The 15328-nt window shown below is 70.5% G+C and carries 13 protein-coding genes and 2 pseudogenes; 6 read left to right on the forward strand and 9 right to left on the reverse strand.

Annotated features, from left to right (window positions below):
• Positions 1 to 71: 71 nt before the first annotated feature.
• Positions 72 to 1931, forward strand: a complete 1860-nt coding sequence (gene asnB, locus QC282_RS29415) for an asparagine synthase (glutamine-hydrolyzing) (protein ID WP_279552669.1) — start codon at positions 72 to 74, stop codon at positions 1929 to 1931.
• 84 nt (positions 1932 to 2015) lie between these two features.
• On the opposite strand, the gene QC282_RS29420 is transcribed toward asnB, so the two are convergent.
• Positions 2016 to 2579, reverse strand: coding sequence for a snapalysin family zinc-dependent metalloprotease (locus QC282_RS29420; RefSeq protein ID WP_279552627.1), 564 nt, complete (start codon positions 2577 to 2579; stop codon positions 2016 to 2018).
• A 226-nt stretch (positions 2580 to 2805) separates the two neighbouring features.
• Here QC282_RS29420 and QC282_RS32430 point away from each other — a divergent pair.
• Positions 2806 to 3210, forward strand: a pseudogene (locus QC282_RS32430) (HEAT repeat domain-containing protein); the annotation flags it as partial.
• Here the strand turns inward: QC282_RS32430 and QC282_RS29425 are convergent.
• On the reverse strand, positions 3140 to 3808 hold the full coding sequence (locus QC282_RS29425) for a TetR-like C-terminal domain-containing protein (RefSeq protein WP_279552628.1): 669 nt from the start codon (positions 3806 to 3808) through the stop codon (positions 3140 to 3142). The pseudogene QC282_RS32430 and the gene QC282_RS29425 overlap by 71 nt on opposite strands.
• Positions 3809 to 3994: 186 nt before the next feature.
• Between QC282_RS29425 and QC282_RS29430 the strand changes: the two genes are divergently transcribed.
• Complete coding sequence (locus tag QC282_RS29430) at positions 3995 to 4636, forward strand: DUF2867 domain-containing protein (protein WP_279552629.1); 642 nt, start codon at positions 3995 to 3997, stop codon at positions 4634 to 4636.
• A gap of 67 nt (positions 4637 to 4703) precedes the next feature.
• Here QC282_RS29430 and QC282_RS29435 read toward each other — a convergent pair.
• From QC282_RS29435 to QC282_RS29455, 5 genes and pseudogenes are all read right to left on the reverse strand, one after another.
• Positions 4704 to 5253, reverse strand: a pseudogene (locus tag QC282_RS29435) (GNAT family N-acetyltransferase).
• A gap of 62 nt (positions 5254 to 5315) precedes the next feature.
• Positions 5316 to 6236, reverse strand: coding sequence for a sugar phosphate isomerase/epimerase (locus QC282_RS29440; RefSeq protein WP_279552630.1), 921 nt, complete (start codon positions 6234 to 6236; stop codon positions 5316 to 5318).
• A 10-nt stretch (positions 6237 to 6246) separates the two neighbouring features.
• On the reverse strand, positions 6247 to 7083 hold the full coding sequence (locus QC282_RS29445; protein ID WP_279552631.1) for a carbohydrate ABC transporter permease: 837 nt from the start codon (positions 7081 to 7083) through the stop codon (positions 6247 to 6249).
• Positions 7077 to 7964, reverse strand: coding sequence for a sugar ABC transporter permease (locus QC282_RS29450; RefSeq protein WP_279552632.1), 888 nt, complete (start codon positions 7962 to 7964; stop codon positions 7077 to 7079). The genes QC282_RS29445 and QC282_RS29450 overlap by 7 nt, the downstream gene beginning before the upstream one ends.
• A 29-nt stretch (positions 7965 to 7993) precedes the next feature.
• Complete coding sequence (locus QC282_RS29455) at positions 7994 to 9313, reverse strand: ABC transporter substrate-binding protein (protein WP_279552633.1); 1320 nt, start codon at positions 9311 to 9313, stop codon at positions 7994 to 7996.
• A 363-nt stretch (positions 9314 to 9676) separates the two neighbouring features.
• Between QC282_RS29455 and QC282_RS29460 the strand changes: the two genes are divergently transcribed.
• The 3 genes from QC282_RS29460 (at position 9677) to QC282_RS29470 (ending at position 12938) form a co-directional block, all read left to right on the forward strand.
• Positions 9677 to 10678 (forward strand): SIS domain-containing protein, encoded by a 1002-nt coding sequence (locus QC282_RS29460; RefSeq protein WP_279552634.1) that lies wholly within the window; start codon positions 9677 to 9679, stop codon positions 10676 to 10678.
• A gap of 235 nt (positions 10679 to 10913) precedes the next feature.
• Positions 10914 to 11825, forward strand: a complete 912-nt coding sequence (locus QC282_RS29465) for a PfkB family carbohydrate kinase (protein WP_279552635.1) — start codon at positions 10914 to 10916, stop codon at positions 11823 to 11825.
• A gap of 12 nt (positions 11826 to 11837) precedes the next feature.
• Complete coding sequence (locus tag QC282_RS29470; protein ID WP_279552636.1) at positions 11838 to 12938, forward strand: LacI family DNA-binding transcriptional regulator; 1101 nt, start codon at positions 11838 to 11840, stop codon at positions 12936 to 12938.
• 127 nt (positions 12939 to 13065) lie between these two features.
• On the opposite strand, the gene QC282_RS29475 is transcribed toward QC282_RS29470, so the two are convergent.
• Positions 13066 to 13470 (reverse strand): hypothetical protein, encoded by a 405-nt coding sequence (locus QC282_RS29475; protein WP_279552637.1) that lies wholly within the window; start codon positions 13468 to 13470, stop codon positions 13066 to 13068.
• Positions 13471 to 13516: 46 nt separating this feature from the next.
• Positions 13517 to 14995: a DEAD/DEAH box helicase gene (locus QC282_RS29480; RefSeq protein ID WP_279552638.1), complete on the reverse strand. Its 1479-nt coding sequence runs from the start codon at positions 14993 to 14995 to the stop codon at positions 13517 to 13519.
• Positions 14996 to 15328 lie beyond the last annotated feature (333 nt).

The raw sequence follows: 15328 nt of genomic DNA on the forward strand, positions 1-15328 counted from the left end.
CCCCGGGCCAGGCCGGGCCCGGGGAACGCGCCTCGGCCCAGCAGGAGATACCCGACTGGAGGAGTTGTCTCATGTGCGGAATAGCCGGATGGGTCTCCTACGACCCCGCGGAACCCGTCCAGCAGCAGGTGATCGACGCCATGACCCGGACCATGGCCTGCCGCGGCCCGGACGACCACGGGGTGTGGCTGGACGACCGGGTCGCCCTCGGCCACCGGCGCCTGGCGGTCATCGACCCCGAGGGCGGCAGCCAGCCGATGACCTTCCGCCACGGGGACCGCACCGTGGTCGCGCTGACCTACAGCGGCGAGGTCTTCAACCACCGTGAGCTGCGCGAGGAACTCGCCCGCCACGGCCACCGGTTCCGCACCAGCAGCGACACCGAGGTGGTGCTGCACGCCTACCTGGAGTGGGGCGAGGACTTCACCGAACGCCTCAACGGGATGTACGCCTTCGCCCTGTGGGAACCGGGCAAGGGCGAACTGCTGCTGGTCCGCGACCGGTTGGGGATCAAGCCGCTCTACTACTTCCCGCTGCGCGACGGACTCCTCTTCGGCTCCGAACCCAAGGCGATCTTCGCCCACCCCGCCGCCCGACCCGCCGTGGACGGCGAGGGCATGGCGGAGCTGCTCTCCTTCACCAAGACGCCCGGCCACGCCGTCTACAGCGGCATGCGCGAGCTGCGGCCCGGCCACACCCTGCGGGTCCGGCGGGAAGGGCTGCGCCTGCGCCGCTACTGGGAGGTGGAGGCGCGGGAGCACACCGACGACCTGGACACCACCGTCGGCCGGGTCCGGGAACTCCTGGACGACATCATCGCCCGCCAGCTGATCTCCGACGTTCCGCTGTGCACCCTGCTCTCCGGCGGACTGGACTCCAGCGTGATCACCGCGCTCGCCGCCCGGCAACTGGAGCGGACGGGCGACGGACCGGTCCGCTCGTTCGCCCTCGACTTCGCCGCCCACGCCGAGAACTTCCAGGCCGACGAGTGGCGCGGCACCCCCGACACCCCCTACGGGCACCTGCTGGCCCGGCACGTCGGCGCGGACCACCGGGTGGTCACCCTGGACGCACCGGCGCTGATGGACCCCGCGCACCGTGCGGCGGTGATGCGCGCCCGGGACCTGCCGTTCGACCTGGGTGACGGGGACACCTCGCTCTACCTGCTGTTCAAGGCGGTACGGGAACAGTCCACGGTCGCGCTCTCCGGGGAGTCAGCGGACGAGCTGTTCGGCGGCTACCGCTGGCTCCACCACCCCGACTCCGTCGCCGCGCCCACCTTCCCCTGGCTGGCCCCGCCGTTCGGCACCGGCATCTCGGGCCCCGGCAGCGGACCGGGCGAGGCACTGATCGACCGCGGCCTGATCCAGAAGATCGAACTCGGCGACTACCGCGCCCAGCGCTACCGGGACGCGCTCACCGAGGTGCCGCACGTGCCAGGCGCCTCGGCCCGGGAGCGCCGGATGCGGGAACTGTGTTACCTGCATCTGACCCGCTTCCTGCCCTGGATGCTGGACCGCAAGGACCGCGCCAGCATGGCGGTGGGCCTGGAGGTGCGCGTGCCGTTCTGCGACCACCGGCTGGTGAGTTACGTCTTCAACACCCCTTGGTCGATGAAGACCTTCGACGGCCGGGAGAAGAGCCTGCTGCGGGCGGCCACCCGCGACCTGCTGCCGCCGGAGATCGCCGACCGGGTCAAGGCCCCGTACCCCACCACCAAGGACCCCCGCTACCTGGAGGCCCTGCGCGCCGAGCTGGCCCGGGTGACCCGCGACCCGGACAACCCGGTGCTCGCACTGCTGGACCGGCCCACGCTCACCACCGCGGTCACCGAAGGCCTGGCCGCCGGCGAGGGCCTGCGGACCAGCGCCGAACTGGTACTTGCGCTGGACTTCTGGCTGCGCTCCTACGACGTCCGGCTGGACTTCTGAGCCGAAGGACCTCCCGCCACCAGCGGAGTGGGCGGCGTCGGCACGGTGCGCGGGGAGGGAGCGTCCCCGCGCACCGGACGGACGTCAGTTCACGATCAGCACGCCGTCAGGAACACCCACCGGGCGGGTGAGCACAGCCCCGAAGTTGCCCTCGACCTCGGCCCGCTCGGCCGTGTTCGGGTAGGGGTTCTTGCAGGAGACGCCCGCGCTGGAGCCCGACATCAGGCTGGTGCACGGGCCGGGCTTGCGGTCCGGCAGGCCCAGGATGTGGCCGAGTTCGTGCGACGAGATCCGAATCGTGTCGTAGCCCTGGTTGACGGCCTGCCGTCCGATGTAGACGGTTCCGTTGCCGAGGGAGGTGGGCAGCGCGCGGGGCCAGCCGTCGTCGGCCAGGATCCGGATGTTGGCGCGCTGTCCGGCGGCGACCGGGCGCAGCTCCACGTTGTTGACGCTTTCGTTCCAGATGGCGGCGCCCCGGTCGACGGCCGCCCTGAACTCCGCCGAAGCGCTGGCGTCATAGGTGACGACACGTGCCGCGACGGTGCGGTCGTCCGGGGCGGCCGTACCCGCGTGGGCCTGGCCGCCGGCCAGCGTGAGGGCCGCTGTCACGGCGGCGGCGACGCCGTGGGCGAGGATGCGTGAGCGCATGGTCGACCTCCTGTGGGGAAGGTAGGTGTGTGCATGTCAATCGCTGCGGGACTTCCCTGCCCAGGCCAGGAGAGCGGCAATCCATCAATCGGCAACAAGACGCGCTCCCGGGACGGCGCCGGGGTGACCCGGTGGCTGGGGACAGCAGGAAGCGGACGCCCGGAAACAGCCCGCGAGTCCTTGGCCCGCTGGACGACCCACACAATCCGGTCGTCGCGCCGCGGCCGCCAAAGGGCTCGGGAAGACCGGCCGCGCGGAACACGCCGCCGCGCTCGTCGGGGCCGCCGACGACCCGGACCCCCAGGTGCGGCCGGCCGCCGCGCACGGCCTCGGCCGGCTCGGAGGCCGCCAGGCCGGCGCCGGGGTACTGGTGTGGCTCATGGGCGACCCGCAGCCGGACGTACGGCGCGGCGCCTCGCTCGCCGTGCTACGGCTCGGGCTGGACGACCGGCCGGCGACGCAGGCGTGCGCGCGACTGCTGCGCGACCCGGACCGGCTTCTGCGGCCTGATGGGCTCCGCGCCCCTGACCACCCGGCCGGGCCCACTGGACTGACCCGGCTCACGGCTGATGAGACGACGTTCCAGCCGCTTCCCCACTGCCCGAACCGCCACAAGCGCCGGGGGCGTTGACGCTCGGGCCGCTGAGGGCGAGTGCTGCGTCGAGAAGGGCGGACGTCAGCGTGGGGAGCTGGTCGGGCGATTCGGACAGCAGGAACAGCCAGGCGAAGACGGGGCCGACCAGCAGGGCGTTGAGGGCGGCAGGGTCGGCCCGGGTGGTGAGCTCGCCGCGCGCGACCGCGCGGTCCAGGATCTCGGTGATGGTCCGGCGTTGAGGGCCGAGGTACTTGGCGTCGAACCGGTCACGCAGCGCGGGGTCGGCGTGGATGTCGGCCAGCAGGCCGGGAACCGTTCCCTGCGGCGCAGCGGCCATGCTGTCCGCGACCTCGGCGAGCACGGCGGCCAGGTCGGCGCGGAGCGACCCGCGGTCGGGCGCCACGGCCAGGAACCGTCCCGGCACCAGAACGTCAAAGATCATTTCCTGCTTGGTGGCGTGCCGCCGGTAGATCGTCGCCTTGCCCACGCCGGCCCGCGCGGCCACCGCGGCCATCGTGAGCCGCGTGTACCCCACTTCGACCAGCAGCTCTCGAACGGCGGAGGCGACGGCGTCGTCGACGCGGGCTTCTCGGGGGCGGCCGCCCTGGTTCCGGGCTTGCTTTCCAGCAGACATGCACGCATCATACGGAACTATGAGTATCGAAACTAGTGGTTCCGTAACTGGTGGTCTTGTCCCTGCCGGTACAGCCGTCGGCACGGCCGACGTGGTCTGCGCCGATGCCGGCTCACCGGTGAGGAAAGGTCGTTCAGCCCGGTCATTCGGAGGCGGATGCAGGCAGGGCACACCGGCCGGGAAGGAATGACGACGCGCCTCCCGAAAGCCGCTCACACCGCGCAGCCATGGCGGATCCACGAGTTCACGCGCGACTTCCGGGTCGAGGACGTGTGGTCCTTCCGCGCCCCCGGTGCCGGGCCCGACGACTTCCCCGTGATGGTCGACGCGCTCAAGGCGGCGTACGACACCCGCAAGGAGCCCGCCGCGGTCCGGTTCCTGTTCGCGGTGCGCTGGAAGCTCGGCGCCCTGCTCGGCTGGGACAGTACCCGGGAGGGCCTCGGCGGACGGGTCGTCTCGCTGCGCGACCGCCTGCCCCACGACCTCGCCCGCACCGCTGACGACGCCACCGCGTGCACCGACCCGTTCACCGAGGTCTACCAGCTCCGCGACGAAGCGGCCCGCGAACTGGCCAACAAGACCGTCCACGACATCATGCACCTGGGCTGGGTACCGACCGGGGCCGGCGGCTACGAACTGCGCATGGCGGCCCTGGTCAAACCCAACGGACTGTTCGGACGGATCTACATGGCCGCGATCGCGCCCTTCCGATACCTCGTCATCTACCCGGCCCTCACCCGCCAATGGGAACGCGCCTGGCTCGACCACGGCCACCCGAACCGGCACACCGCGCACGACGGGCCCGGGAAGACCGGAGACCGGGACTGACCCGATGCCGACACCCCCGCGACATCACCCGGCCGGCCATCAGCGGCGTACGCCGTCGAGCACGAGCTCAGCCGGACGGCGTGACCGGCGACCACACGCCGAGCCACTGCTCGGCGCCGTACTCCTCGAACCGTTCCACCTCGGTGAACCCGAGTGCCGCCGCGAGGCGCATCGAGCGGTCGTTGGCGGTCTGGGTGCAGAGCACCACCGGCTCGCCGGGAAGCGCTTCGGCGAACCAGGCGAGTGCCGCCGCGCACGCCTCGGCGGCATACCCGCGTCCCCACGCCTTTGGCAGGAGCAGGTAGCCGAGTTCGGCCTCCCCGGCATCCGGACGGACATGGCCCCGGCGCTCCGCGTCGCGCCGATCGAGCGTGACCATGCCGATCATCGCCCCGTCGAGATCGATCACGAAGAGGCCGGGGCGCCGCCCGGGCACCTCGGGCACCGCGCGCTCGACCTCATCACGCGGTCGAGCGCCACCGAGGTAGGTGCCCACCTCCGGCGACGCGAACAGCTCGACGAACGCCGAGCGGTCGCGGGCCTCGGGCTCGCGGAGCACGAGCCGCTCGGTCCTGATCGGGGGCAGGCGGCCAGGCGACGGCTCCTAGCTCGGTCATGGCCGGCAACCTATCGCACGCCCGTCGGCCAGGAGCCTCGGACGACCGGCAGCGGCAGCGACTCAGGTCCTCGATGTGCCGTGGTCGCGCCTGCGTACCGCCGCGTCACACCGCTCCACCGCCGCCCGCGGGTCGAGCGCGTACGTGCCGTCGCCGAAGAGCTCGAACGTCATCCAGCCGTCGTACCCGTGCCGCTGGAGGGCCCGCAGGTAGTCGTGCAGCGGCAGTTCGCCGTCGCCCCACGCCAGGTGTCCCGCGGGGCGGCCGTCGATCAGGTGCACATGACGGATGCGGTCGCCGAGCGCGGCGAAGGCGTCGTCGACGGATTCGCCGGCCACGGCCATCGTCACCGTGTCGAGCACCGCCCCGACACGGGGGGAGCCGATCTCGTCGAGCATCGCCGCCAGGGTGGGCGAGTCGTTGACCAGGTTGGACTCGACCCGCTGGAGCGGTTCGAGCACACACGTCACGCCCAGCGTGTCCGCGTAGGCGGCGATGTCCCCGATCGCGTCGACCGACCGGCGCCAGGCGGCGTCCACGGGCTCGTCCTCCCGGCCCCGTCCCGGCGTCACCAGCAGTTTCGCGGCGCCGAGTTCGACGCACAGTTCGGCCGCCCGGCGGAACACGGCGATGCTCTGCTCGCGCAGCCAGTCGACCGGGGAGGCCACGTTGACCGGGTACATCACCTGCTCGGGCGTCAGGCAGTACGCCGAGAGACCGCGTTGCTCGATGCGGCGGCGCATGTCGCGGGCCTCCGCGTTGCCGATCCGCGGGATGTGCAGGTGCGGGGCGATGCCCCACAGTTCGAGCTTCTCGCGGCCCAGCGCGACCGCGTCGTCCAGGAACGTGTCGAACGGCAGGTGCTGGTAGGCGAAGTTGGCTCCGGTCAGCCGTGGCGCACGGGCGGTCGGCATGAGGCCTGTCTTCCTTTCGTACGCGTCGAACAGGTAGTGCACGTCGTACACGTCGTACACGGCGTACACGGGGAGTCGTTCACTTGCCGATGCCGTCGGCCAGGCCCTTCACGATGTAGCGCTGGCCGAAGAGGAACAGGAGCACGACCGGGACCGCGGCGATCACCATGCCGGCGAACACGACGGGGAAGTCGGTGCCGTGCTTGCTCATCAGGCTCGTCAGTCCGACCGGCAGGGTCTGCACGTCACTGCCGTTGGTGAACACCATGGCGAACAGGTACTCGTTCCACGCGAAGAGCACGTGCAGCAGGACGGTGGACGTGATGATGGGCTTGCACATCGGCAGGATGATCCGCCAGAACGCGGTCCAGCGGCCGGCACCGTCGATCTGCGCCGCCTCGTCCACCTCGCGCGGCAGGTCGATCATGTAGGCGCGGATGAGGAAGGTCGTGAAGGGGACACGGAAGGCCGTGTACAGGATGAGCAGCGCCCAGAAGCTGTTGTACAGGCCGATCGACTGGAACATGCGCACCAGCGGGACGAGAGCGACCGTCGGCGTGAGCATGAGGCCGCCGAGGATCACGGCGGTGAGCACCTTGTTGAGCGGGATGTTCACCCGTGTGAGTCCGTAAGCCGCCCAGGCGCTGATGAAGACGGTCGCGACGGTGGACGTCACCGTGACCAGGACGCTGGTCGCGAGGTAGTTGCTCACGCCGCGGTTCCACGCGTCGCGGTAGTTGTCGAAACTGAGGTCGGTGGGGAACGCGAAGGGGTTGCCGAAGAGTTCGGCGTTGGACTTGAACCCGTTCAGCGCCATCCACAGCAGCGGATACAGCACCACCACCGCGAGGCCCAGCAGGAAGGCCCATATGAACAGGCGCGCGATCACGCCGAGGAAGCCGAGACGGCTCACCATTCCACCCTTCTCCTACGGGTGAACCACAGCTGCGCCATCGCGATCGTGAGCGTGATCACGAAGATCACCGTGCCGATGGCCGCGGCGTAGCCGAAGTCGTTGCGTACGAAGCCGTTGCGGTACAGCCACGTGCCGAGCACGTGGGTCGAGTTGTCGGGTCCGCCGCTGGTCATCACCATGACCTCGTTGAACACCTGGAAGGCTCCCGACACGGTCACCATGACCATCAGGCCGGTCATCTCCCGTACGAGCGGGAGCGTCACCTGGAAGAAGCGGCGGACGGGTCCCACGCCGTCGAGCGCCGCCGCTTCGTAGAGCTCCGCGGGGATGCGCTGGATGGCGACGGCGAACAGCAGCGTCGAGTACCCGAAGCCCTGCCACTGGCTCATCGCGATGACCGCCGCCATGGCGGTGCTCTCCTGCCCCAGCCACGCGTGCTCGAACGCGTCGAGGCCGACTGCCCCGAGGGCGTGGTTGAGCAGTCCCAGGTTGGGTTCGTAGACGAAGTAGAAGAGCAGACCCGCGACGGTCAGGGAGATCGCCGAGGGAATGAAGTAGATCGTCCGCAGGGCGCGCTGCCATCGCGTACTGCGGATGCTCTCGACGAGCGCCGCGAGCAGCAGGGCGCCGAAGACCTGGAAGACGACCGACAGCAGGGCGTACCAGAGGTTGTTGGTGAAAGAGGTCCAGAAGACCGGGTCGCCGAACAGGTCGCGGTAGTTGTCCAGGCCGACGAACTGCCGGCCGCCGCTGTAGATGTCCCAGGTCAGCGTGGAGTACCCGAAGTTCTGGACGAGCGGGAGGTAGACGAAGACGCAGAGCAGGACCAGGGCCGGCACGATCCACGCGAGCCCGGCTGCTCTTCGGTACAGGGTGCGCACCGGATTGATTCCCTTCGACCGCGCGCCGGTCACTTGGCGGATTCGGAGGCCCGGCGCACGCTGTCCATGACCTGCTCGGGCGACTTGCTGCCGCTGATGAGGGCCTCGCCGCCGGCCAGCCAGGCGTCGGCGACCTCGGGCGTGGTGACCATGTCCAGCCAACCGGCTAGGCGCGGGGCCTTGTTGACCAGGTCGATGCCCTCCTGGACGGCCTTGCTGGACGTCTGCGGGGTCACCGCGCCGATCACGGTGCTCGGCTGGCCGTAGGGCGGTGCGGAGAGGGTCTTCGCACTGGCGGAGCTGGTCACGAACTTCATGAAGTCCACGGCGAGGGCGGCACGCGGCGACCGGGCGTTGACGAAGTATCCCTCGGGCGCCCCTTCGACGACCTTCGGGTCTCCCTCGGCCTCCGCGGCGGCGGGGAGCGGGAAGATGCCGAGGTCCTCCGGCTTGAGGGCGGCGCCGGAGGTGGTGCTGTCGAACTCCAGGATCTCCTGGTAGTACATGGCCGCCCTGCCCTGGCCGAACGCCTCCTGCGCCGAGGTGTAGAGGACGCCGTTGGTGCCGCGTCCGGTGTCGGTGCAGCCGGACACCAGGGTCTTGAACTGCTTGAGCGCGGCAAGGTAGCCCGGGTCGTCCCAGGTGGCGGTCTTCGGGTCGTAGTCGGCCTCGCGGACGTCGGTCGGCACGTTGTGGGCGAAGAGCTGCTGGAGGTAGTGCAGGGCGGGCCAGCCGTCCTTGTTGCCGAAGGCGACGGGCTCGTAGCCGGCCTCGCGCAGGACGGGACAGGCGGCGATCAGCTCCTCGAAGGTCTTCGGCACGTCCACGCCGGCCTTGTCGAAGGCGGACTTGTTGTAGCCCATGAACTTGCCGTTGTTGTACAGCGGGACACCGTAGTAGCGGCCGTCGTGGGCGAACGCCGACAGGGACGACTCGCTGAAGGTCTTGCCCCACGCGGTGCCGGGGCCGATCACCTTGGTGAGGTCCGCCGCGCGGCCCCCGCGGATGAAGTTCTCCGCCCAGTTGCCCGTCCAGGTGAAGTAGATGTCGGGCAGGGCGTCCGACGCGGTGAGCGTCTTGGTCTTGTCCTTGATGCTCTGGTCGGTCTCCTGGATGAGCTCGACGTCCACCTTCGGGTGCTTGCGCTCGTACGCGGCGGCGAGGTCCTCGAAGTAGGGCTCCAGGGGCTCGCCCGCGAACTTGGTGAGGATGCTCAGGGTGCCGGAGTACTCCGGCTTCGCGGTCACGTCGGCCGCGGGACCCTTCGCCGGTCCGGCGAAGCAGCCGGTGAGGACGAGTGCCGAGGCCCCGAGAAGTGCCGCGGACCGCGTCAGTGCACGTGCGCGCATGGGCGTCCTTTCGTCGAGTGGGCGGGCCCGCCGAAGGTGCGGGCACGTCGGATCCGCTGCGGGGGAGTCCGGGGGACGGCCGCTGGCGTGCGGCGACTGTACAGAGAATCTGATACCGGTACCAGAGTAGGAACGAAGATCTTCTCCGGGAAGGTGCGGGACCGCCTCGCCACCCAGGCTGCCCTCTGGTCTTCAGATGAACAAAAGAGCAGGTAGAAGGCCTTGAAGAAGTCGATCGCGAACCGGCGTGCAGCACCTCGCTGTTGACGCCGTCGGCACGCTGTGTCAGCGTGTGGCCCGCGTGATACCGGTATCAGGTCGCTCAGCGCCGCCGGCCGCACCCGTTCCCGAAAGGACGCGAAGATGCTCGGATTCGACGAGCCGGAATTCCTCTCCCAGCTGGCGAGCACGGTGGCCCTGCGCCCCCGGATCGAAGAACTCGCCGACCGCCTCACGGACGAAGGCTTCGACAACCTCTTCCTCGTCGGCGCCGGCGGCACCTACGCCCAGATGTGGCCGTACGAGCGGCTCGCACGCCGCACCTCCACGCTGCCCGTCCACGCCGTCATCGCGGCCGAACTGGTCGCCGGGGGAGAGGCGACGCTCGGCGAGCGCTCGGTCGCCGTCTTCACCTCGGTGTCGGGCACCACCGAGGACAGCCTCCGGGCCATCGAGTACTGCAAGGCGAAGGGCGTGCGCACCGTCGGATTCACGGGCCACCCCGACTCACCCATCGCCCGGAGCGTGGACGTGGCCCTCGTCTCCGAGCCGAAGGCCTGGCCCTTCGATCCGCAGATGCTGCTGTTCACGGGCCGGTTGCTCGCGCGCCGGGGCGAGTTCGAGGGATACGAGAAGCTCGCCGACGAACTCGCCGGACTGCCCGGCATCCTCCTCGACGTGGCGCGGCAGGCCGAGCCGACGGCCGCCGCCTTCGCCGAGGCCCACAAGGACACCGACTACCACTTCCTGGTGGGCGGCGGAAACCTGTGGGGGTTCACCTACCTGTACTCCATGTGCATCCTCGAGGAGATGCAGTGGCTGCGCACCACCCGCGTGCACAGCGCGGAGTTCTTCCACGGCTCGCTGGAACTCCTCGAGGAGGACACGAGCGTGATCGTCTTCCAGGGCGAGGACGAGACCCGTGCCCTCACCGACCGCGTCGAGGCCTTCGCCAAGCGCATCTCCCGCGACGTGACGGTCTTCGACACCCGCGACTACGAGCTGGCCGGCATCAGCCCCGAGTTCCGCGGCCTGCTCGCGCCGGTGGTGCTCGACACCGTCATGGGCCGCGTCAGCAAGCACCTCGAACGGGTGCGCGGCCACTCGCTGGACCTGCGCCGCTACTACCGCGTCATGGACTACTGAGACGCGCGGCCGGCCGCTGTCAGTCCGGGGAGGACTCCGGCGGCAGGGGCCGGCGCATCGCGGTCCGGCACCGCGCATCGCGCACGGTGTTCCGCAGTCCGCAGTCCGCAGCCCGCAGTCGGTATCCGCAGTCCTCAGTCGGTAGTCCGCATCCGCCCGGCGACGTGTCCGCGCTGCCGGGCGCCCGTCCGTGCCCCCGCCCCGTGGCGTGCCGGGCCAGCGCACAGGAGAACCCATGAGAGTCCTCGGCTTCGGCGACAACATCGTCGACCGGTTCGTCGACCGCGGCATCGACTACCCGGGCGGCAACAGCGTGAACGTGGCCGTCTACGCGAGACGCCTCGGCATGGAGGCGGCGTATCTCGGGGTGTTCGGCGACGACGACCTCGGCAGCTTCCTGCGCGAGGCCATCGCGGACACCGGGGTGGCCGTCGACCGGTGCGCCGTGCGCGCCGGCGAGAGCGGCGTGTCCACCCTGCGGGTCGACGCCGGAGACCGTGTCTTCCTGGGCTGGAACGGAGGCGGCGTCACCGTACGCGAACCGCTCGTCCTCGACCCCGGTCTGCTCGACTACGTGTCGTCCTTCGACCTGGTGCACTCCAGCGTGTACTCGGGCAGCGAGGACGAACTGCCCAAGCTCGCCGGGCTGGACACGCTCACGACCTTCGACCTCTCCAGCGAGGAGGAGTTCCGGACACCCGGGTACCTGGACCGGGTCTGCCCGCATGCCGACCTCGTACTGCTGTCCTGCTCCCACCTGGACGAGGCGGCCACCCGGGACCTGCTGGCCGAGGCGGTGGGGCGCGGAGCGGGGCTCGCCCTCGCCACCCGCGGGGCCGGGGGCGCCGTCGCCCACGACGGCCGCACGACCGTGGCGGCGCCGGCCCGGCCCTTGACGGACGAGACGTCCCTCGTCGACACGATGGGCTGCGGTGACGCCTTCCTCGCCGGTTTCGTGGTCTCGCTGCTGCGCGCGGGCTGGCGGAGGCCGAGCCCGCCGGACCGCCACCAACTGGGGCGAGCGCTGCACGACGGGGCCGGCGCCGCCCACGACCAGTGCTTCACCGAGGCCGCGTTCGGCCGTGGCCGGCCCACCGGCCGACCGGCCGTGTCTAGCATGTGGACAGCCGTCGATGACGAGAAGTGAGGTACCCCAGCGATGCCAGCAGAGCGGCCCCGCCCGTCGGCGCCCCCGACGATCTCCGAGGTGGCCGCGGAGGCCGGAGTCGGCCGGGCGACCGCGGCCCGCACACTCGGCGGATACGGACACGTCAGCCCTGAACTGAAGGAGCGGGTGCTCGCCGCGGCCGAGAAGCTCGGCTACCGCGCGAACGCACTGGCCCGCAGCATGTCGACAGGTGTGACCCACACCCTCGGGGTCATCGTCGCGGACATCGGCAACCCGTTCTTCGCGGGTGTCGTCCGCGGCATCTGCGACACCTCCCGCGCCCGGGGATTCGACACGCTGGTCCTGAGTACGTACGAGAAACTCGACGAGGAGGTCGCGGCGGCCAACGTCCTCATCGACAAGCGCGTCGACGGCATCATCGTCGCGTCGGCCGCGGTCGACCGCTCCTCGGTCGGCCACATCCGCACGGCCCTCGACCGCGGCATCCCCGTCGTCCTCGTCGACCGCGCGGTGTCCTCACTCGAACTGGACGCCGTCGTCATCAACAACCGGGACGCGGCGCGCGAGGCGGTAGAGAAGCTCATCGCGGCCGGTCACCGGCGCATCGGATTCGTCTGGGGGCCGCCGGTGGACGAAGCCCCCGCGACACGGCGGGAACTGATCGCCGCCGCGTCCCGGAATCTGTGGACCGACGGGGAGCGCCTGCGCGGATACCTCGACGCGCTCGACGACGCGGGCCTCCCCTTCGACCCGGAACTGGTGATGGTCGGGCCGAAGGAGGAGGAACGGGCGACTCAGGAGGTCGCCCGGATGCTCGATCTGCCCGACCGTGTCACCGCACTGTTCTGCACCGAGACCGACGGAGTCACCGGAGCTCTGCGCGCCATCCGCGCGCGGGAGTTGTCCTGTCCCCGCGATGTGTCCCTGATCGGGTTCGACGACAGCGCCTGGGCCGCGGTCATGGTGCCCCCGCTCACCATGATCGAACAGCCGGTGCACCAACTCGGCTCAACGGCGGCCGAAGTACTGCTCGGCATCCTCGAAGGAGCCGAACCGCGCCGCGACATGCACACCCTGCGCGCCCGCCTCGTGGAACGCTCGTCGGTCGCACCGCCGCCCAGTCCGTGCTGACCTGCGGTGAGGGCCGACCGCGGACCCGACGAGCGGGCCGTCATCTCACCTGCATGCCCTTGAACGCAGCGGAACAGCGGAGCAGCAGGCCGAAGCCGACGCACGCGACCGACCGCCGTACAGCAGTTCAGCGGGAGAGGGGCAAGACGTCCGAAGACCTGTCGTGTTCGTCGGCCAAGGGCAGGGCCCCGGGCCGGCGGCGGGACCTCGCACGCTCGGCTCCGGCGCTCAAGGCCGGCGGCGAGGCGAACCGCCCGACGGCCTCGGCGATCTCACCCAGACGGATCCGGTCCGTGTATCCGGGGCTGTCACGAACGGCCGTGAGCCTGGCCCGGGTCACCAGGGCGGTGTACAGACCGTCCGCGTCGCAGACGACCAGCTGACTCGTGCGGGCGGCGGCCATCACACACAGTGCCACCTCCACGGTCATGTCCTCCCAGACCTGCGGTCCGGCCGCGTCCATGGTGTCGGCGACTGCGCCGTGGGCGGGCCGGGCGCTCGCCCGGCGGAACTGCGTCTGGACAAGCGTCAAAAGATCCTCCTGCGGTGATGGGCCCGACTTACTGATCACGAAGGTTCTATGCCGTCGCACCGACGGCGGACTGCCGTTCGGGCGTGCGGCGGGCCGCCGAGGCGGGACGGCGCCGGCCGCGTGAGGCGGAGCCGCGCTTCTTGGGACGTTCGACCACCGGTGCGGTGATGACGACCGGGATGCCGGAGGGGGCCTGGGCGCCGGTGATGCGGTGCAGGGCCTCTTCGCCGACGCGAACCTGGGTGGTCCGCGGAACGATGCCGGCCGCTGCCATGAGGCGCGTCATGTCGCGCCGCTGGTTCGGGGTCACCAGGGTGACGACGCTGCCGGACTCTCCTGCGCGGGCGGTCCTGCCGCCGCGGTGGAGGTAGTCCTTGTGGTCGGTCGGCGGGTCGACGTTGACGACGAGGTCGAGGTTGTCGACGTGGATGCCGCGCGCCGCGACGTTGGTCGCCACCAGCACGTTGACGTGCCCGGTCTTGAACTGCGCCAGCGTGCGGGTGCGCTGCGGCTGCGACTTGCCCCCGTGCAGGGCGGCGGCCCGTACCCCGCTGTTCAGGAGGTGATCGGTGAGGCGGTCGACGGCGTGCTTGGTGTCCAGGAACATGATCACGCGGCCGTCGCGTGCGGCGATCTCGGTGGTGGTCGTGTGCTTGTCGGCGCCGTGGACGTGCAGGACGTGGTGCTCCATCGTCGTGACCGCGCCGGCCGAGGGGTCGACGGAATGCACGACGGGATCGCTGAGGTAGCGGCGCACGAGCAGATCCACGTTGCGGTCGAGGGTGGCGGAGAACAGCATGCGCTGGCCCTCGGGACGGACCTGGTCGAGCAGTGCGGTGACCTGCGGCATGAAGCCCATGTCGGCCATCTGGTCCGCCTCGTCGAGGACGGTGATGGACACCTGGTCCAGTCGGCACTCACCGCGGTCGATGAGGTCCTTGAGACGTCCCGGTGTGGCCACGACGACCTCGGCGCCACCGCGCAGGGCGCTCGCCTGCCTGCCGATCGACATCCCGCCCACCACGGTGGCCAGCCGCAGCTTCACGGAGCGGGCGTACGGCGTGAGCGCGTCGGTGACCTGCTGCGCCAGCTCACGCGTCGGTACGAGGACCAGCCCCAGCGGCTGCCCGGCCTCGGCGCGCTGCCCGGCCGTACGGGCCAGCAACGCCAGCCCGAAGGCGAGGGTCTTGCCGGAGCCGGTGCGACCACGGCCGAGGACGTCCCGACCGGCGAGGGAGTTCGGCAGGGTCGCGGCCTGGATCGGGAACGGCACGGTCACGCCGTCCGAGCCGAGCGCGGCCAGCAACGCCCCGGGCATGTCGAGATCGGCGAAGCCTTCCACGGCGGGCAGCGCGGGGGTGATCGTCCTGGGGAGGGCGAACTCCCCCTGGACCACGGCGGACCGGCGGCCGTAACCGCCGGAACGGCGCGGGGCCGACGAACCGAATCGGCTGCCACCCCTGCCGGGGTCGGCACTGCCGTTACGGGTGCGGGCGAAGCGGTCGTTCGTGCGTGTGCGGTTCATGCGGAACCTTCCTCGATGCGGCACATGGCAAGGAATTCCCGCAGCGATGAGCGACACGGAGAATTGCAAGAATGGGCCGGTGAAGCGCGGCAGCGCCGGATCCGTCCGCCGGAAAAACCGTGCGGTCGCAGGCGCTGAAATGAGTGGCGCGAGGTGGACGCAACATGTGGGGCGTCCACAGGGATGTAGCCATGCGGAACACGTCTGTATACATCTGTATACGCCTGTATTCCTGAGGAAGATCCGTCCGGCGAACCCACGGATTTCCTGGTCGTCGCCCACAGGTGAAGCCCTTGTGGGAAATGCGAGCAGCTGGGGCCCGCACCCCGAAGG

The sequence above is a fragment of the Streptomyces sp. DH24 genome (genome assembly GCF_029813775.1).
Taxonomy (GTDB): Bacteria; Actinomycetota; Actinomycetes; order Streptomycetales; family Streptomycetaceae; genus Streptomyces.